Here is an 18,376-nt window from a genome sequence, read left to right as displayed (position 1 = left end):
TTTTTTTTGCAAGGAAAAGAAAAAAGTCCCGAAAGACTTTTCATCAATGATTCACATACGGCGGCGTCTCGCCATGGAAAATCGAGTCGATATCCGCTTTCGCGTTGGAAATCGTCATTTCGTTTGGATACATGACGTACGCGTTGTTTTGCAGTTCGTATGCGAAGTCCGTTCCCCCCGTTCCATTGACGGAATAATTGTAAATCGTCCACGGCGCGTCGCTGGACAGCTGCGCGTTGACAAGCGCGGCGATTTCCTTCGTCGACATATTCGTCTGGAACGATTTGGAAATCGACTTCATGATGCCCGCGTAGTTGGATAAAATCGCCGGCGACGTGATCTTGTCGATAATCGCGGTCAGCACCCGCATTTGGTTGCGTCCCCGCTCGCGATCCCCTTCCGTGAAGGAATAACGTTCCCGCACGAAGCCAAGCGCCATATCGCCATCCAGATGCACCTTGCCAGGCGCGAAATGATAGTTTCCATGCAAAGAAGTAAATTCGTCGACATTGTCCACATCCACGCCGCCCAGCTCGTCAATGATCGTCACAAGGCTGGAAAAGTTGACCCGGACATTGTAGTTGATCTCGATCCCGAACAGCTTCTCCAGCGTCCGTTCCGTCGTTTCAATGCCATGCAGCCCCGTATGCGTTAGCTTGTCCATTTTCCCCTGGGCGCATCCCGCCGAAGCGTCGCACGCCGTCTCCACGTAAAAGTCACGCGGAATGGAAATCACAAGAATCTGGTGCGTCTGCGGATTGACCGAAGCGATCAAGTTCACATCGCTGCGCGAAACGTCCTCGATCGAGCCATACGTGTCGATGCCGCTAATTAAAACGTTGAACGGCTCGCTCGCCGTGTTGACGCCGCTGGACGAATCCGTCTTTTGAATCGCGTACTCCACATCGAAAACCGGCACGATTTCCTCGCGAATCCGGTTTTGCCCCTCCATCTCTTCGATGGTGCCAAGGTACGACTGATCGAGCACGATGCCGTCGATCGCCTGCCCCTTCAAGTCGTTCACCATTTGAATCGACGACTCGTATTGTTTCCCCACAACCTCGATTCCTTTCGCCTTCAAGCCATCAAGCACCCGTTTCGTTCCCTCCGCATCCGGGTTCACATAGCCAATCGTGCGCCCGTCCAGCTGCTCCGGCTTCTCAATGACATGGTTGTTCAACACGTACACACTCGAAATTTTCCGGATTTGATCACCATACGTCAAAGAGCGCAGCGCGCCGTTGGTCACCTGCAAGTAATACGTGCCAAAACCCGTCGCGAGCGCCAAAGCCAAAGCCAGCACCACGCCCAGCACGCGGGAAAGCACGCTCTGGACCCGAAGCATGAGCACAAGCGCGATGAGCCACAACAGCACGACAATCACGACGATCATCGCCAAAATCTTATTCGGAACCATGCCCAGCGTAATCAACTGATAAGAAAACCAAGCCGCCAGAACGCCGACTCCGACGCCTAGCACCCCTGTAATCCACTTCCAAACATCTTTCATTGAAACCCTCCGTTTTTATTGAAAACCGCAGTCCTATGATACTCGACTTGATTCGCTTTGACAACCGGATTCGCGCAATCCGGCTGTATCAGTATAAATAGCGCAATTTTCGCAATGGAATATTTAGACAAACCGCTTTAAAATAAGACTATTCATAATCGAATCCCTTCGAATCATGATGTACTGTGTGTGGCGTTTCCGATGGAGACGTCTTTTTTTTATTCAAGCGAAAAAAAACCGGATCTCTCCGGTTTAGCGAAAATAAGGATTCCAGCGCAGCTCCTGACCAATCGTTGTCGCCGGACCGTGGCCCGGATACACGACCAAGTCTTGCGGCAGCGTCTTCAAATACTGAATCGACGCCATCATATCCCGCTCGCTTCCTGTCGGCAAGTCGACCCGGCCAACCGACCCCTGGAAAAGAACGTCGCCAGTAAACAAGGCGTCCTCGATCCGGTAAATCGTCGAGCCAACCGAGTGGCCCGGCAGCGTCTTGGCCTCCACCTCGAACGCCCCGATTTTCTGCATCCCGTCATGGACGGCTTTGGGCACCGCGTGCGATTTCACCTTGGCGTAAAAATACGCCGAGCCGTTCAGCCGCATGTCGTCCAAAAAATCAAACTCTTTTGGATTCATATACACATCCACACCATATTCCTCAATCAAACCATCCAGTCCGCCAATGTGGTCGAAGTGGGCATGCGTCAAAAGAATCGCGTCCAGCGTCGCCTCCTCTTCTGTCAGCAGCCGCTTCAAAGCGGAAAAATCGTCGCCCGGGTCGATTACCAGCGCGTGATGGTCTTTCACGACCACATAGCAGTTGGCCTCCACCGGCCCCAAAGGCTGGGTAAACACTTTTATCATTTCTATTTCCTCGTTTCCTTCGAGCAACTTGGAATCCGAATAAAAAAGACCGTTTTCCGGCCTTTTTTATCGTTTCTCCTTGTGCTCAGTTTTTTGATTGCATTTCGGGCAATACTTATTGACTGTCATACGTTCAGGATGTTTTTTCTTGTTACGTGTACCAATGTAGTTTTCTTCACCACAAACAGAACATTTAAACGTTATACGATCTCTCATGGTCGGTCCTCCTCACATTACTTCAAAATGATACCACAGTCCCGGTTTCCTTGGCAAGGAGAACGTCAAAGAACGCGACAAATCAAGACGCAAACTTTACTGCGGATACAATTCGAAATATTTGTCCAGCACCGGTCCGACAACCGAAGAGCCGCAAATGTTGTCCGCGACGCTCTCGTTGTTGACCGACGACGTCGGCGACACGCACGCGAACGCCACTTTCGGATCGTCGTACGGGCCAAACCCAAGCAGGTTCGCCGTCGTCCACACGCTCTCCACTTCCGCCGTGCCGGTTTTGGCCGCCATCGGCTGCTCCATGTCCTTGAGCGCGTTGCCGCAGTTGCCCGACGTCACACAAGCCCGGAACCCTTCTTTGACCCGATCCAAATACGCGTCGTTTTGTTCCGGAAGCACCGCTTCCAGACGCTTTCCGTACACGTCGAAAATTTGCGAGCCGCCCACTTCCTTGGCATACTCCAAAAAGTGCGGCCCGTACATATCGCCGCCAGTCGCGATGACCGACACGTATTGTAGCAGCTGCATCGGTGTATACATATCGAGCTGGCCAATCGAGTAGTTGAGCAGCTGGCCCGGATTCATGATCGCGCCCATGTAGCCCTGCACCTCGCCCGGAATGTCGAGGCCGGTTTTGTTGCCAAGGCCAAACATCGAGTAATAGCGCCGCATCTTGTTGAACGTGCCTTGCACATCGCCAATCGCCAGCGGCTTTCCTTCCCGGTACGTGTCCCCGCCAAGCCGGATCGCGACATGGAACATGTACACGTTACTCGACACTTCCAAAGCGGACACGTCGTTGACCGGCCCGTGGTTTTCAAACGAGCCGAATTCCTCGCCGTTGATATTCATGACCTCGTCCATGATCGTCTCGCCCGGCTTCACGACGCCTTCGCTCAAGCCCATGTACACCGTCGCGCCCTTGATGCACGATCCCGGGTTGGCCAGCGACACATAGTTGCCCGACGCGAAATACGTCATCTTTCTCGTTTCCAGGTCGATTTGATACCCCGAAAGCGCCAGCACCGAGCCATCGTTTGGATTCATCGTGCACATAAACAGCGACGTGAAGTTTTCCCGGTTCCGCGTGCCGGCGTTAGCCTGCAATACGTTTTTTACCGTGTCGTCCATCGTCAGCTGCAAGTCGATATCGACCGAAATCACGATGTCGTTGCCTTTTCGCGCGCTCTGCACGGTTTCCTTAAGCGCCAGGCCGTTCGAATCGTACGTGATCTTCGAAATTTCCTCGGTGCCCGCCAAAATATCGTTGTACTGGTATTCCAGTCCCGACACCCCGACCGGCGCGTTGAGCTGGTAGCCCTTCGACAAGTAGTATTCCTTCGACTCGGCCGGCAAGCCTTCCGTGCTCGTGGACACGCGCCCGAGAACGTCCGAAAGCGTTTCCCCATACGGGTATTCCCGCTTCCAGCCGCCAAAATCCACATCGAACCCCGGAAACTCGGTTTTATGCTCGACAAGATACGCCACATCCTCGTCCGGCACGTCTTCCAAAATGACGCTTTCCTGCCCGGTCGAAAGATTCGAAACCATCCGCGAATAAATGACATACGTTTTCAACTCGTCGTCACCCATTTCCTTCAGGTCCTCCTCGCTGATCCGCGACATCAAAATCGAGTACTTCCGCGATTCCGCGTCCGATCCCCACATGCCGCTGGTGTACGCCACCCGCTCCTTTTCCGTCAGGAAGTTGTTTCCCGCGTACCCGGGATCGTCGGCGTCCAGCATGTTTTTCCAGGCGATATACGCCTCTTTTTTCGCCTGCAGCGAAAAGTCGTCCAGCTTGACGTCAAACACCGTAGCCAGCCGGTTGGCGTAAATCAAATAATCCTCCGTCGTCATGTTGTTGGGCGACGTAAAGACGATGTTGTGCGAGACAACGGTTTTCGCCAGCACCCGGCCTTTGCAGTCGTAAATCTGTCCCCGCGGCGCGCTCGTATATTGAAGGATCGACGTGTAGTCGTCCTTTTTCACCACATAGTCGTGATAGGAAAACACTTGAAGATACACAAGTCTGCATAGTAAAACAAGAAACACGCCGCCAATCACGCTGGCGAACACGATGATCCGCTTCGACACCGAACGATCGACATCCGGCGCCGCGCCGGAAAACCGAAACGTGTGCTTCTTTACTTTTTTCATTTGTTTCTTGGGCAATCGTATCCCTCCTCTCGTATTCGTCCTATCCATTATACGTGCTGACCCGCCAAATTCCAAGCCGGCAGCGAACGGTTTGAAACCACAAAAAAATCCCGGGATGTGTTTCCCGGAATTCTTTATCCGCCGACTCTTTTCGAAAAAGCCGACCGGATGACGTTCCAGCCGCAAAACAAACCTGTAAAAATCAGGAAGATTTCCAGCCGGCCAAACACCATGCCAAACATTTCCACCAGCAAAACCGGTGCCGCGGTCGCCGGATTCGTCAAGCCAATCGACAAGCCAACCGTTCCAAGCGAGGAGGCGAACTCGAACATCCCCTCCGTCAAGCCGCAGCCCGCCGTTAGCGTAATCAGCAGCGAGCCGACCAGAAACAGGCAAAAGTACACGGTCACAAACGTCGTCGTGCCATCCTTGAGCGATTCGTCGATCGCCGTTTTTCCTTGCGCCGTTTCATAGTACGACACATGCACCTGGCGCTTGTTCGACACCATCGCCCGCATATGGTCTTTGGCAAAGCGTAGCATCAAATACACCCGGTTCAGCTTGATGCCGCCCGCCGTCGATCCGGCCCCGCCGCCAAACAGCATCAGCACGATCATCAAGCCAATCGCGAATGGCGGCCACGCGTCGTAAGCCATCGACGAGAACCCGCTTGTCGAAAGCGCCGACACGGAGTCGAACGCCGCGTGCTTGAAGCCGTCCCAAAGCGAAAGCTGGAACGCGTTCGAAAGCGAAACCGTCATCATCGGAATGACCACGAGCAAAACCACCGCCATGAACCGCACCTCGCTGATTTTCGAGAACTTTTTCCATTTCCCTTTGACCAGCAGCATCAGCGCCGCGAAATTCGTCGTTCCAATGAGCATCAAAACGATGGTCACGATGTCGATCGCTACCGACTCGTACTCGCCAATGCTGTTGAGACGCGTCGAAAAGCCACCCGTCGACAGCGCGCACATCGCGTGGTTGACGCCATCGAACCACGACATCCCCACCAGGCGGTACGCGATCGTTCCCGCCAGCAAAAAGCCGCAGTACATCAATCCGATCGCCTGCGCGCTCTTTTTCAAGTTCGGCTTGATTTGATCGGAATGGCCTTCCGCGTTGTACAAGCTCATCGACTGCTTCTCCACCACGATGACCATCATCACCGCCACGAAGCCCAAGCCGCCACAAAACTGGATGAAGCTGCGATAAAACAAAAATAAATCGGAACACTTCGTCACGTCGATGACCGAAAGTCCCGTCGTCGTCCAGCCGCTCACCGATTCAAAAAGCGCCTGCACCGGCGTCAGGCCCATACCAAACAAAAACGGAAGCGAGCCTACGAGGATTCCCCAAACCCAGGCGAAGAGCACCGTCAAACTCGTCCGCTGCAACGTCGGCCGCCACGCCGTATCCATCGTCCCGTCTTGGCGCCAGAAGGCGCATACGAGCATACCCAAAGCGACCGATCCCGCGCCAGGCACGAGAAACCAAACCGCCTCGCGCAAGCCGTTTTCCAAAAACGGAGCAAGCACGATTGGAAAGGAAACGAGAAGCCCTACGAGCATCATGATCCGTCCGGGCAGCGAATACTTTGTCAGTCTACTCGCCATATCCGTTTTTCTCCGTCAAGATCCGGATCGCGCTTTTCTCGTTTTCCGTCGTCAGCACGACGAGCCGGTCTTTCGCCTTCAGCTGCGTGCTGCCGTTAGGAATGATCGTGTCGTGACGCCGGTTGATGCACGCAACGATGACGTCGTCTGGCAAACCGAGCGCGCAAATCGGCTTGTCGATACACCACGCGTTTTTCGGAATCGTCACTTCCTCGATGTGCAACGCGTCGGTTTTCGGCGCGCTGACGCGCTTGATCTCTTCAACCGACGCCTGCTGCCGTATGAGCTCTGCCAGCTCTTCCAGCGCGCAAATCACGTGATCGACGCCGCGCTTCAAAAAGAAATCCTGCTTTTTCGGATCGTTCACGAGCGAAACGGTTTTTTTCACCCGGAACAGCGTTTTGCACAATTCGCAAATGACCAGATTGTCCTCGTCTTTCGTGTTGAGCGCGATCGCCACGTCAAAGCCTTCGATGCCCGCGTCTTCGAGCACGTATGGCTTCGTGGCGTCCCCTTCGATTACCGTCAAAGACTCGATCATCGCCAGTTCCATGCAGTCCTGGTGGGACAAGTTGATCAAAGTGACTTCATATCCTTGTTTTAACATCGACAGCGCCAGCGAACGCGCCTTGCTGCGGCCGCCGGCAATCACTACTTTACGCCGCATGACTCGTCTCCTTTCCAGGCTCGATGAAAGCCTGCATCGCCGCGAAAGAAAGCTCGCATGGACAAACCACGTCCATGCCGGCGTTTTGCATGATGACTTTCTTATCCGGATCATACAACCGCGCCACCACGTGGTCGACATGGTAAATCGTTTGCGCCATTTGCGCGATCATCACATTCACATTGTCGTTGTCCGTCACGACTAGCACCTCGTCGGCGTGCGCCATCTCGATTTCGGACAGCGTGTCCAAATTCAATCCATTACCAAGCTTTGTCATTCCGGCAAAACCGCAAGACAGCTTGCGGAAGGCGCTTTGCGACTTGTCGACGATTGTCACGTCTTTGCCTTGCGCCGACAAAGCGTCGGCAAGCGTGGCTCCCAGGCGTCCGCAGCCAATAATAATAGTGTAAAATGATTGCTTTTGATTTCGCATTGTAATCTCCTTTCTACGAAAAACAATCCATCACGCGATTCATGCCCGCCAAATCCACGCCAAGCAATGACCGCTCTTTTGTTTTCCGTTGATTGTCGCAATAAATGTATCGGTTCCGCTTTCTGTCGTACACGGCGCTGCACCGATGCAGGTTTTCCTGCGCCGGCGCGTAGTCAGGCTCCAAAGCCAAAGCCGCTGTAAAATGACGAAGGGCCCGCTGGTGGGCTCCGCGGTATTCTTGTTCGATTCCCATCAAGTTGTGCGGAATGGCCGAATGCGGATACCAAAGCATGGCTTCCGTGATCTTTCCTTCCGCCTCGTCAAGGCGGCCCTGCTCGATGAACGATTGAACCGTTTGACACAATTCTTCCAATGCGTTTTGTTCTTTTGTTTTCAATTTTCTCGTTTTCATGATTTGTTCCTCCTTGTTTGTACCTTTGTTATACGCCAAAACGTATAAGGAGGGTGTGAGGAATCCAATCCGCGTGTGAGAATCGTGTGAGGAAATCCGGCTTTTCTACTCGCCGCGCAAGCGATAGCCGATGCCGATTTCCGTAAAAATGTATTCCGGCTTCGCGGGGTTTTTCTCAATTTTCCGCCGCAGCGAAGCCATCAACGTCCGCAGCGCCCGCGTGTCCGTCCCGTAATACGGACCATACACCGCTTTGATAATGGATTGCGTCGTCATCAGGCTGCCCTGGTTCTCAAACAAAACGAGCAGCAGCTTGTATTCCAGCGGCGTCAAATGAATCGGCCGTCCCTCCAGCTCGATGTCGTGACGCGAGGGATCCACTCGCAAATCGCCGGCCCGATATATTTTTCGTCCATCGGGCTGGGCGTGCCGCAGCGCCACCCGCAGGCGGGCCAAAAGCTCCGACACCGAAAACGGCTTCGTCAAGTAGTCGTCCGCCCCCGCGTCCAGCGCCTTGACTTTTTCCTGCTCCTGGTCGCGTGCCGATAAAATGAGCACCGGAACCGAAGAGGCGGCGCGCACGCCTTCCAGCACTTGCAGGCCATCCATGTCCGGCAAGCCTAAATCCAGCAAAATCAAATCCGGCCGCTGTGAAAAAAACAGCGCCAGTCCCTGTTCGCCATCGCTGGCGCAAAGCACCCGGTAGCCGTTTTGCTCGCAGGCGTATTGCACGAAACCGGCGATTTGGGCGTCATCCTCGACAATGAGCACCGTCTTGGGATTGTTCGTTTCCATGGTCGTTTTCTCCTTTCTTTTTGAGCGCGAATGTCAGCATGGCGCCCTGGCCCGACGCGCGGTTTTCCGCCTTGATCCAACCGCCATGGGCCTTGACGATGCTTTCGCAAATCGTCAGTCCAAGCCCCACGCCGCGGTGGGCGTCAACCGCCTGCCCCGCTTGCGTGTAAAACATTTCAAACACGTGCTCCATGTCCTGCGCGCGAATTCCCGCACCATGGTCCGCGACGCAAAAGCGCACCTCCCGGTCGGTTTCCTTTACTGTCAGCTCGATGGGCTGGCCTGGCGGCGTGTGCTTGCGCGCGTTTTCCAGCAAATTCAAAAGCACCTGCGTTATGAGCTTGGCGTCCATGTCCACCATCACGAAGTCTTTTGGCAGACGCACGTCGACGCGCTGGTTTGGATTGTTTTTTTCGAAAAGGCCCACCGCGTAGCCGACGACTTCCTCCACCGCTTCCGGTTGTTTATGGATTTGCATCCGTCCGTCGTTGATCCGCGTCAAAATCAAGATGTTTTCCACGAGGTCGTACAGCCAGCGCGCGTTTTGATAAATCCCGTCCGCCAGCTTGCGTACTTGTCCGCTTTGCTCGTGTTGGAGCATCTCGCTGCTGCCCATGATCGCGGAAAGGGGCGTGCGCAAATCATGCGAAATCGAACGAAGCAAGTTGGCCCGGTCGTGCTCCTGGATCCGCTCTTCCTGCGAACGGATCTTTTCTTGCACATTGTATTCCCGATCGAGCGCGATGGCCATGCACTCGCATATCGAGCGCACGAATTCCTCCTGGTCGGGCTGCACGGCCGGCGTCTTTTCATCGAACAAAAACATGCCAAATTCTTTTTGCGGTCCCTGGACGCACCAGCCCCGGCTCGAGCAGGCGCCATAAACGAACCGCGCCGGCTGGTGAAACGTCTGCTCAATCATCCGCGTGCCGATTTCCAAGATCTGCGCCTCGTCGCGCGCCTGGTTCAACTCGTTTGTCAGCAAATACAGTGCCCGCACTTGCGCCTCCTTGCGCTTGGTTTGCGCCAGATGCTCCTGGTCGCTGCTGACAAGCGCGCTGGTGAGCAGCGAGGTGATCGTCATCGTCATAAACGTGATCAGACACGTGGAATCGTACACGTTCAGCGTAAAATACGGCTCGGTGAAAAAGTAGTTGTAGATGAGCGTGCCGGCGATGGCGGCTAGCACGCCATAGATCGGATGGGCGCAAAAGCGGGCGATCAAAAAGATCGCGAAAGAATACAGCAAGACGATATTCGTTTCCGGAAAATCGAGCTTCCAAAACAGCGAGCCCAGCAGCGTGGCGCCAGCCAGATTGACGAAGACGATGAGCAGCTCCCTGCCCGAACCGTAAAGAACCGTCCGGCGCTTTTTTCCCTTTTCAAACTTCAATTTGGTTCCTCCTTTCTGCTCTTTCAAAGGAAAAGCCTGACTCCATCTCCATTTTTAAAACTTTCGATGAGATCAGGCTTAAGCTTATCCATTTTCTTTTTTTCCCATTCGGTACCAGCAAACGAGAACGAGGATCAGCAGCGCGCTTCCACACGCCAAATACCCCCACATCTCCCGCTGCGTATGCGCCGAGGTGTTCGGGCGGTTTGGCGCCGCTTCGGGCAAAGCGACGGAATCGAGCACGACATGAATCGTTTCTTTGGCCTGCTGTCCGGCCGGCGCGTTCCAATCCGAGGCGACCACGACCGCCCGCAAGGCGTTTTCGCCATTGGTCACGAGGATCTCGACACGAAAATCGCTGACGCCCTCGATTGACGCCTTGGACGGATCCTCGCTTGCCGCGCGCAAGCGATACACGTACGTGCCGGGCTGGTCGAACCCGATCACGGGCATGACCGAACGCGTTCCGGCAAGCACGACACATTCGCTGCCTGCCGGAGGAGGGGACCCATCCACCGCTTCCAGCGTGAATTTTACCCCCGTCTTCGGTTTGGGCGCGCGGGTGGACACCACTTCCACGGGAATGTTGACCGTGACTTTGTTCGTAAACGAATAAGCCGGCACACTTCCCCAAAGCATCATCACGCAAGCCGCGCCTATGCCGATCCATGATATGAGTTTATTTTTCATGTTCCACCACCTTTACCACTTGCGCGAACACGATCGTCCGCCCTTCCGTTTCCGCGCTGTTGCATGTGCTGAGCGCGAAGATCATCGGCGAAGCGTCGACTGGATCCCGAAAGTATTTCGAATGCTTTTTCAAATACCGGACTAGAGAAGACGTGTCCCGCTCGTGAATTTCGCGCATGGAATACACCGCGCTGTTGGCCGCGTCGGTTTCCAGCACCGCGAAGATCTTCAGCCGGTATTCCCTGCCGTCTTTCGTGAGCACGGTTCCATCCACATGCCCGTCAAAATATTTTTTCTGCGTAAACTTCATCACATCGCCAAACATGCCGCCGTTTTTCATATGGTGTCCATATAAAATATTGTACGGATCGTCCAGATCGGGATTGTTTAAATGGGAGAGAAAGATCGCTCCCGCCAGCGAAAACGATCCATCCGCCGCTTTGTTGATGTACTCCAAATCGTCTTTTCCCTGCACGATCGGCTGGTCGATATGCGTTTTGTCAATCGTGATCCAGCCAATCACATCCGGATTGAGCTTCAACAGCTCTTCAAACGAGAGCGGATCGTCGGCGTCCGGCTTGAACTTCGCCATCTGCGAAGGCAGTCCGGCTTGCGATTGTCTCCAATCGTCGAAAAGACAGTAAAAGCAGTACACGCTTCCAATCAGTAGCACGAGAATCGTCAAGACCGACAAGATCTTGTTTCCGATTCGTGCCAGGCATGCCGCTTGATGCAGACGAGAAGAGGGCTTATTCGTTGTCCTTCTTCTTTCTGAACATCGCATAGCCAAGTCCGCCCAATACGGCAACGCCGGCTACGTAAGGACCGTATGTTGTGAAGAACGCCGTCGGAACAGTTCCCTGACGATAGTTCACAAAGTTCCATGTATCATCGCTTGTTCCAACCTTACCGGTCAATGTTTCTGTCATCGCATCCACCGTATCGTCGGATTTATCACCACTTGCCAAATTGATGCTGACATTGTAATCAGGCTGCGGATTGGTTTCCGTCACCGTGAACGTGTCATTGGCGCTCAATCCATAAACAGTAAACGTCTGGTTTTGTCCCAGTTTAATATTTGGCAGCGTCGCCACACCATTCGTGGCCTGTAAGGTTTGATACGAACCATCCGGCATTTGAACGTACAACGTTTGATTTGGTTCTGTCGTGTTGACTTTCAAAGTATAGTCAAATACTAAACTTGTATCCGCAGCATTACCTGTGATGTAATTTTGAATCGTCAAATCGTGTGTCGTATACGTGTTGCTGAAGTCGAATTGATCGACTTTGAACGTGGAAGGATTGGCTGTGCTCGCGCCCGCCTGACCTGCGTTCCATGCGATAATATCCGTTACTTCCTTCGCGTTTGTTGTCACGTTGTTTGTGACATACACATCTAAATAATAGGAGGCCGTGGAGTTCGGCGTTAGCGCCAAGCCATCATATGTTGGCGTCTGCTCGGTTACCACATATCGGTAGATTCCCGCGCGAGGGAAAGTAGCCGTCGAACTCGGTGTCAATGTAGCATGGTTAGAATAACCAACTGGATTTCCCGATTGGATGATGGTCGTCGTATTCGCAACCGGAGCGATGCTTACCGTGGAAGGAAAGACATTCGCGATTCCCGGATAGATCGGGTTTCCATTGTAGCTGCTCACATTGATATCCGCCTGCGTGCCTGGTTGAATATTGAATACAACCGGATCTTGCGGAACTGGCACATTTGGATCTTTATGCAATGTTTTTACAATATCAATGGATATGCCGGGCGTATTCGTGTTTCCGTTTTTTGCGAAAGCCGGTGTCAACATCGCCCCACCCATCACTGCCGCCAATGACAAAGCGGCGATAGACATTAAACCTTTTTTTAATGTATTCATTTTCATCTCCTAAGATTCATTTCTTTCTTTTCACGCTAGATTTGCGAGCGTCTGATAATCGTGATGACAGTCCCGATGATCTGGCTTTTATTTACCGGACCAAAACTTCGACTGTCAACTGCCCCTTCCCTAAAATCGCTCAAAACGAAATATTCGTCCTCTTTCAAGGTGAGCGGATATTTCACATCGCCTTCATACGCAGGCGTTTCATAGTAAATGGATGGATTGGATGTCGGGTTGCCGTTGATATACAACGTTTCGTCCTGAATCGAAACCGTGTCTTTCGGCCCCGCGACGATCCGCCCCGTGTATTTTTTTCCATCCTCTTTGTAATAGACGACCTGTCCGACCCGTTTGGTCGAAGGCAGGCAATACACCAGCTCGATATCGCCGATCCGGATGGCCGGCTTCATATCGTCGCTTGGCATGACGACGATTCGAAAAACGAAACCAAACAGGATGACCATCGCCACCACGAAGATGGCGAGCCGCTTCAAAAACAATTTGATTTCGGCTTTGTCCTTTTTTCGTTGCTGATCATCGCTCATCCTTTTCTCCTTCGCAGCAGAAATCCGGCCATCGCGATCAAGGCGCCCGCCATCAAAAGATAAGGCGTCCAGTCATTCGAGTCGTAGGCGGTTGGCGGCGGACTGGCGCGCCGGTTCGTGAACGTGCACGTCGAATCGCCAACGACTTGCTGCGCGGCCGACCTGTTCGTTCCCGATACGGATCCATTGCCGTTGGCAGCCTGCCACGAGGTTTCATACAAGGAACTCGGATTGGTTTGAACGATCGAATACGTTGTTCCATCCGGAACATTCAGCGTCGCCTCCTGCCCGCTTTCCAATGTGACCTCGTAGGTGTTGTTTCCTACCAGCTTTACATTGCTGGATGCCGTGACCGACATTTGACTGGATGGACTCAGCGTGATCCGGTATGTGAATGCCTGATGGGCGTCGGCGTCCAAATTGCCATTCACATTGTCGCTACGCAACGTAAGAGTCTTCATCGCCGGCGTGTACTCGCCATACAAGGTCGTATCCTGCGCCATCGTGCCATTCAAGTTGGCTGCGTTCGTCAGCGCCTCGTTCGTGTACCATCCCTTCAACGTATAGGTGATTCCGTTGACCGTCTTGTCCGGCATCGCCGGCGCGACACTCGACAACGGATCGTTCGTGTCCAGTTTGACTGGCGCGTAGTTTTGCACATCCGTAAACTGTTGCGAGCCTACGTCCTTTACCTTAAACGTCATCTCGTTGTACGTGTTCAAATGGATCGTGCCGTTCAAACGATAGTTGGCGGTTTGCGAAGCGGGATAGAAGTTGTTCGCTCCAGGCTCCACCGCCTGCACCGCTTTCAATGTATCCCATGAGGAAATCGTGTAGTAGCCCGGCTGTCGGGCTTGCGCGCTGTTTGCGTCTGCGTACACGTATTGTTTTCCCTGATACGTGATATTCGGATAGATGGCCGGTCCGGTAATGTCCGGATTGAAATCCATATAGTTTGTTTGGACCGCCGCTTTATCCACACTCAACAATGGTCCGGCGCTCGCCTGCCCTTGACCGAGTCCGACATACGTTCCATCCGGAAGTTTGCCATAGGAATAAATATTTTGTTTTATGTATGGCCCTTTGGCGTAAATGATGCCCAGCGTGCTCTGCCCGGCCGGAATCACAATATCGCCGGTGGAAAGCGTTTCACGCACTTGCCCGTCCCATTGATAGTAGGTTTTGTAGCCTTGCTGGGCAAGGCTGTTCTGGGAAATGTCGAACGTGGTTTGATCCGGTAAATAAAACCGGAAAACCTGTGATTGAATCGGCATGTTCCACGTATAGTCTCCTGGCCCGGTCTCGGTCATCTGCGTGTTTTGAAAAGCCGGAATCGCGTGGATCGGATAGCCGGCAGCCGGAATCGTGAAGTTTGGCCCCGGGTTCGAGCTTGTGATCGCGAACGAGGCTTTTTGCTGCGCATCCGACGGTCCGTTGATTTGGGTCTTGATCATCAGCTCGTTCATAGGCTCGTATTTTTTATACAGCGTCACATTGCTTTCGACCGGGTTTTTCGTTTTGTATGTTCTTGACGTCTGGCTTTCCTGCACCAAATCCGCTTTGATCGTACATTCCGGATTGGTATAGAACTGCGTCGCATAATATTCTTTTCCATTCCATGATTTAATATAATTCAAGGCGATATTGGTAACCTCGCCACCTTCGTCAACATAGCCATACCGCTCCCGCGTGTACGTCGTGCTGCCCGGATTCATCGAATAAATCGCGAACGTGTAGCGCATCGGATTTAATGTGATCGTCCCGTTGAGCCAGTAAACCGACCCGGCTTGCGGCGTGTAGGCGCTGTTGTCGCCGGCAATCACCATGTTTTTCGCTTCCAGAGAATCCCATTGAATCGTGTACTCGTTGGTTCCCGGCGTCGCGTCTGCCGTATAGGCGTACGTGATTCCGTTATAGGTAATGTTCGGATAGCGCGCGGGATAGTCGATCGTCGTGGAGTTGTCCATCAAATTCACGCCCGTTTGCGCCTGGCCGGGAAGCGGCAAATTGACGCCGGTCGCGCTTGCCGTGCCAAGACCCATCGTCGCCAGCACCTGACCGCTGCCATCTTTGATGTTTCCATACGTGTACACCGCATTGACCGGCATGTACGTGGCGTAAAGGGTCGTGTTGGCGTTTACCGTTCCGTCCATATCCGCCTTGGTCGTTAAATTCTCGTTTGTGTACCACGAGGATAGCTTGTAGGTGACACCGTTTTGTGTCATATCGGAATCGGGCGGATTCAACGAAGACAAAGGATCCCCCTGAATGAGAGGTCCGGGGTTAAAGTTGCGCATCGTTTCAAAATTCGTGCTGCCCGGATAGCGAACCTTAAACGTCACATCGTGCGGGATGATTCGATTCAAAATGACATCGCCTGTCATCAAGTACGAAATAGGATTATCACTCGTTGTATACATATCGTTGCTGCCGGGCCTCCGGTTGTAGGCGCTTTGAATTTTTGTCCAGTTCACCGTGAAATAGCCCGGCTTTGTCTGCTGCTCCGGCGTCGCGGCGTATTGATACGTGTAGCCGCCGACCGTGATCGTGGCGTATCCGTTGATTTGCGTTCCCGTAAAGCTAGGCGAAATATTTTGATTCGGATTGTCGTTTGGATAAAGGATATCCGGATGCATCGTAAACAAGTTCAACCCTAGAGGCCAGTACCCTGGTCTTGTTACAGTTGGTCCCCAGACTTTTCCGGTTCCCATTCCGTAATCCGACAGCAGTGTCGTATTTTTATCATCGGAATACACCACGTTCGCGTACGTATACACATCGTATCGAATATATGGCTGCTTGCAGTTGATGAAATAAAACGATTCGTTGGAGCTGAGCGTGATCGGATCGCTCGTGTTTCCACGGACAATTTGGTGCTTCCATTGCCAGTACGTGTCGTACCCCTGGGAGGAGTAATCGTCCTCCACGATTTGGAACGTCGTGCCGACCGGCATGTAAAAGCGAATATCGCTGTCGTCCGGCAAATTCAACGTATAGTCGTTTGTACCGTTTTTCGTGATGTCGCTGGATATCGCCGGCGTATAAATATCGGCCGGCGAATTCGTCGTCGCCGTCAAATGCCACGTGAATGTTTGGGAAGGCGGATTTTCCGTGTTGATGAGCTCTCGCATCCGCACATAACGCGATTCCACGTATTTGGCGTACAAGGTCATCGACGCGTTGACTGGCGCGTTCATATCCGCTTTTTGGGTGCACGCTTCATCGGTGTACCAGTTCGTTAACAAGTTGTCGCCTTTTACCTTTTCAAGTTGCGCGTTGGTCGGAAACGTCACCGCTTGCAACGTGTCGCCCGCGTTGATTTCCTGGGTCGTATCGCTCCAGTTGGTCACACTTTCATACGACGTGCTGCCCGGATACTGGACCTTGAAGTCGATGGTCACCTTTTGGGCGGCCCGCTCGATGGCGCGCGCCTTTTTCGGCTTTTCCTTTGGCGCCATTTGCGCGAGAACGATTTTTTCAATTTGCTCTCCGTCAAAGGAAACCGTGTTTCCATTAAAGTCGTTGGAAGAGGCAAGCGGATGGAGATTGCCATCGACTACCTCGTATAAAACGCAAGGCAGCGTGGAATCGTCCAGTTCAAAACGCGCTTTGAAAGAGCCCGCGATTGCCGGACTCAATGACCATTCTTTGATAGATTCCACCGATTCATCGTCCGTTTCCAGGGTGTCGCGCCACGCTTTTGCCGCCGTCGTTTCCTCTTTGATTTTGACAGCAGCCAGATCAAGGCCGGTGAGCTCGATGCCGTTGGCGCGAATCGTCGTTTCCACGTCATCCTTCTCTTCGTCCTCTTCCTTCGCTTCCTCTTTTGGCTGCTCGGGTTCGGCCGGTTGCGGCGTGTCCTCCACCGGTTCTTCTACGTCATTTGGTGTGGATGAGTCGGGAGGCGGATTTGTGGATTCGACCGGAATTTCTTGTTGGGGTGCGGGAACTTCACATTCTTCCGCTACCTGGCCGGTTTCTTCTGTCGTTTCCGCCACGGATGGATCCTCGGCTGGCGCTTCAGAACCGGCTTCTTCGGCTTGAACAGGAAGAACATAACTAACCGACAAAGTGCCGGTTAATGCGAGACAAAACAATCCTCGCAATCCTGTTTTCATGGAATTCCCCCTTTCTAAAAGTGGTTTGCACATGGAACAGGTGCTCTCCAGCAATTTCAGTTTAGCATTTTTCATTGTTCACACAGATTGTAACGCTCAAAACATCCCATATTTTGTGAGTCAATCCCAATAAACGGCTCCATTTCCAGCAAAAAAGGATGCCGAAGCATCCTGATTTTCTAGGCAACCGGGGCCATGAGCACTTTGCCTGTTCCCCGAAACACGTTGACCAGACCTTCGCCGCTCGCAGCGGAACCGACAAGCGTTTTTCCCGCCCGCTCAACGGTAAATTGAAGGTCGGCACTCCATGCCACCGCCATGGAGCCGTCGATTTTCAGCTCGTCGTTTTCCAGTGTGATTTCGATGAGCTCTTCTTTCGGATAGCGGCTTTCCAAAATCGCCACGCCCGATCCGCGCAGGCACAAGTTAAACAGACCTTCGTTTCCCGCCACCGCGCTGGATAGCGACTTGCGGGAAACGACTTTGCGCTCCAGCCGCTCGGAGCACGCCAAAAACATGCCGTCTTCCAGCACGATACCGCTGCCCCATTCCGACACGTCGACCGGCAGCAAATATTTGTAGGTCGGCTCGGTCATGACGACGCCTTCACCTTGGTATTCCGGCTTGATCCCGGCCTCGCCGGTCACGCTGCCGCCAATCATCTTCCCGAAAAAGTCGCCGACGCCTTTGACGCCCGTCGTCGCGTTGACGTTGCCGGCTGTCCACTGCATCGCGCCGGCTTGCAGCACGATGCCTTCGCCGCGGCTTACCTGGCATAAAACCTGCCGCTTGCGGATGTTCATTTTCGAAGCGTAATATTCCATGGAGGCGTCGGCGATGTTAGTCGAGCGCTCCTGCTTGTACTCCCAAATCGTGAACGGCCCGGCCTGGGCCGTCATTTCAATATTGGGATTGTTTTTGAGATTTTTAATCGTATACATAAAAACTTCCTTTCCGTGCTTTTGAAACACTTTCACTTTTCCATCATAGCGTATTTTCCGGAAATCGGCACACGTTCTCCAAATCTTTCCGCTTTTTTGCCGGCACCGATATACAAAT

16 protein-coding genes are annotated in these 18,376 nt (G+C 53.1%); all 16 read right to left on the bottom strand.

Going from position 1 to position 18,376, the window contains the following annotated elements; genetic code table 11:
• Positions 1-43 precede the first annotated feature (43 nt).
• Entirely contained in the window at positions 44-1,510 is a 1,467-nt protein-coding gene (locus E5336_RS06080) for an LCP family protein (protein ID WP_135980198.1), read from the bottom strand.
• 252 nt (positions 1,511-1,762) lie between these two features.
• Positions 1,763-2,374, bottom strand: a complete 612-nt coding sequence (locus E5336_RS06075; RefSeq protein ID WP_135980197.1) for an MBL fold metallo-hydrolase — start codon at positions 2,372-2,374, stop codon at positions 1,763-1,765.
• A 66-nt stretch (positions 2,375-2,440) separates the two neighbouring features.
• A complete protein-coding gene (gene rpmG / locus E5336_RS06070) occupies positions 2,441-2,590 on the bottom strand; it encodes a 50S ribosomal protein L33 (protein WP_016319100.1) in 150 nt (49 codons plus the stop codon).
• Positions 2,591-2,686: 96 nt separating this feature from the next.
• Complete coding sequence (locus tag E5336_RS06065) at positions 2,687-4,780, bottom strand: peptidoglycan D,D-transpeptidase FtsI family protein (RefSeq protein WP_277820803.1); 2,094 nt, start codon at positions 4,778-4,780, stop codon at positions 2,687-2,689.
• A 119-nt stretch (positions 4,781-4,899) separates the two neighbouring features.
• Positions 4,900-6,381 (bottom strand): TrkH family potassium uptake protein, encoded by a 1,482-nt coding sequence (locus E5336_RS06060; protein ID WP_135980195.1) that lies wholly within the window; start codon positions 6,379-6,381, stop codon positions 4,900-4,902.
• Positions 6,371-7,048 carry a potassium channel family protein gene (locus tag E5336_RS06055; protein ID WP_135980193.1) on the bottom strand — a complete coding sequence of 226 codons (678 nt, stop codon included), beginning with the start codon at positions 7,046-7,048 and terminating at the stop codon, positions 6,371-6,373. The genes E5336_RS06060 and E5336_RS06055 overlap by 11 nt, the downstream gene beginning before the upstream one ends.
• A complete protein-coding gene (locus E5336_RS06050; protein ID WP_135980192.1) occupies positions 7,038-7,481 on the bottom strand; it encodes a potassium channel family protein in 444 nt (147 codons plus the stop codon). Before E5336_RS06050 ends, E5336_RS06055 begins: the two co-directional genes overlap by 11 nt.
• A gap of 13 nt (positions 7,482-7,494) precedes the next feature.
• Positions 7,495-7,893 (bottom strand): hypothetical protein, encoded by a 399-nt coding sequence (locus E5336_RS06045; protein ID WP_135980191.1) that lies wholly within the window; start codon positions 7,891-7,893, stop codon positions 7,495-7,497.
• 105 nt (positions 7,894-7,998) lie between these two features.
• Positions 7,999-8,688, bottom strand: a complete 690-nt coding sequence (locus E5336_RS06040; protein WP_135980190.1) for a response regulator transcription factor — start codon at positions 8,686-8,688, stop codon at positions 7,999-8,001.
• A complete protein-coding gene (locus tag E5336_RS06035) occupies positions 8,645-10,081 on the bottom strand; it encodes an ATP-binding protein (RefSeq protein WP_168353580.1) in 1,437 nt (478 codons plus the stop codon). The genes E5336_RS06040 and E5336_RS06035 overlap by 44 nt, the downstream gene beginning before the upstream one ends.
• An 84-nt stretch (positions 10,082-10,165) precedes the next feature.
• Positions 10,166-10,771: a hypothetical protein gene (locus E5336_RS06030; RefSeq protein ID WP_135980188.1), complete on the bottom strand. Its 606-nt coding sequence runs from the start codon at positions 10,769-10,771 to the stop codon at positions 10,166-10,168.
• Entirely contained in the window at positions 10,761-11,555 is a 795-nt protein-coding gene (srtB, locus tag E5336_RS06025; RefSeq protein WP_135980186.1) for a class B sortase, read from the bottom strand. Before srtB ends, E5336_RS06030 begins: the two co-directional genes overlap by 11 nt.
• Positions 11,521-12,594 (bottom strand): DUF7601 domain-containing protein, encoded by a 1,074-nt coding sequence (locus E5336_RS06020; protein ID WP_135980185.1) that lies wholly within the window; start codon positions 12,592-12,594, stop codon positions 11,521-11,523. The genes srtB and E5336_RS06020 overlap by 35 nt, the downstream gene beginning before the upstream one ends.
• Positions 12,595-12,686: 92 nt before the next feature.
• Positions 12,687-13,199: a signal peptidase I gene (lepB, locus tag E5336_RS06015; protein WP_135980184.1), complete on the bottom strand. Its 513-nt coding sequence runs from the start codon at positions 13,197-13,199 to the stop codon at positions 12,687-12,689.
• A complete protein-coding gene (locus tag E5336_RS06010) occupies positions 13,196-17,317 on the bottom strand; it encodes a DUF7601 domain-containing protein (protein ID WP_168353579.1) in 4,122 nt (1,373 codons plus the stop codon). The genes lepB and E5336_RS06010 overlap by 4 nt, the downstream gene beginning before the upstream one ends.
• 179 nt (positions 17,318-17,496) lie before the next feature.
• Positions 17,497-18,258 (bottom strand): AIM24 family protein, encoded by a 762-nt coding sequence (locus E5336_RS06005; protein ID WP_135980182.1) that lies wholly within the window; start codon positions 18,256-18,258, stop codon positions 17,497-17,499.
• Between the last annotated feature and the right edge of the window lie 118 nt (positions 18,259-18,376).

The organism is Dubosiella muris (assembly GCF_004793885.1).
In the GTDB taxonomy this organism is placed as follows: domain Bacteria; phylum Bacillota_I; class Bacilli_A; order Erysipelotrichales; family Erysipelotrichaceae; genus Dubosiella; species Dubosiella muris.
This window is presented reverse-complemented; position numbering and strand designations above follow the sequence as displayed.

Excerpts from the sequence above, each read along its gene's own strand:
- E5336_RS06050 (WP_135980192.1), bottom strand. The coding sequence starts at position 7,481 with ATGCGAAATCAAAAGCAATCATTTTACACTATTATTATTGGCTGCGGA.
- E5336_RS06030 (WP_135980188.1), bottom strand. The coding sequence starts at position 10,771 with ATGAAAAATAAACTCATATCATGGATCGGCATAGGCGCGGCTTGCGTG.
- E5336_RS06040 (WP_135980190.1), bottom strand. The coding sequence starts at position 8,688 with ATGGAAACGAACAATCCCAAGACGGTGCTCATTGTCGAGGATGACGCC.
- E5336_RS06020 (WP_135980185.1), bottom strand. The coding sequence starts at position 12,594 with ATGGGTGGGGCGATGTTGACACCGGCTTTCGCAAAAAACGGAAACACG.
- E5336_RS06060 (WP_135980195.1), bottom strand. The coding sequence starts at position 6,381 with ATGGCGAGTAGACTGACAAAGTATTCGCTGCCCGGACGGATCATGATG.
- E5336_RS06055 (WP_135980193.1), bottom strand. The coding sequence starts at position 7,048 with ATGCGGCGTAAAGTAGTGATTGCCGGCGGCCGCAGCAAGGCGCGTTCG.
- E5336_RS06010 (WP_168353579.1), bottom strand. The coding sequence starts at position 17,317 with ATGAAAACAGGATTGCGAGGATTGTTTTGTCTCGCATTAACCGGCACT.
- srtB (WP_135980186.1), bottom strand. The coding sequence starts at position 11,555 with ATGCGATGTTCAGAAAGAAGAAGGACAACGAATAAGCCCTCTTCTCGT.
- rpmG (WP_016319100.1), bottom strand. The coding sequence starts at position 2,590 with ATGAGAGATCGTATAACGTTTAAATGTTCTGTTTGTGGTGAAGAAAAC.
- lepB (WP_135980184.1), bottom strand. The coding sequence starts at position 13,199 with ATGAGCGATGATCAGCAACGAAAAAAGGACAAAGCCGAAATCAAATTG.
- E5336_RS06005 (WP_135980182.1), bottom strand. The coding sequence starts at position 18,258 with ATGTATACGATTAAAAATCTCAAAAACAATCCCAATATTGAAATGACG.
- E5336_RS06080 (WP_135980198.1), bottom strand. The coding sequence starts at position 1,510 with ATGAAAGATGTTTGGAAGTGGATTACAGGGGTGCTAGGCGTCGGAGTC.
- E5336_RS06075 (WP_135980197.1), bottom strand. The coding sequence starts at position 2,374 with ATGATAAAAGTGTTTACCCAGCCTTTGGGGCCGGTGGAGGCCAACTGC.
- E5336_RS06045 (WP_135980191.1), bottom strand. The coding sequence starts at position 7,893 with ATGAAAACGAGAAAATTGAAAACAAAAGAACAAAACGCATTGGAAGAA.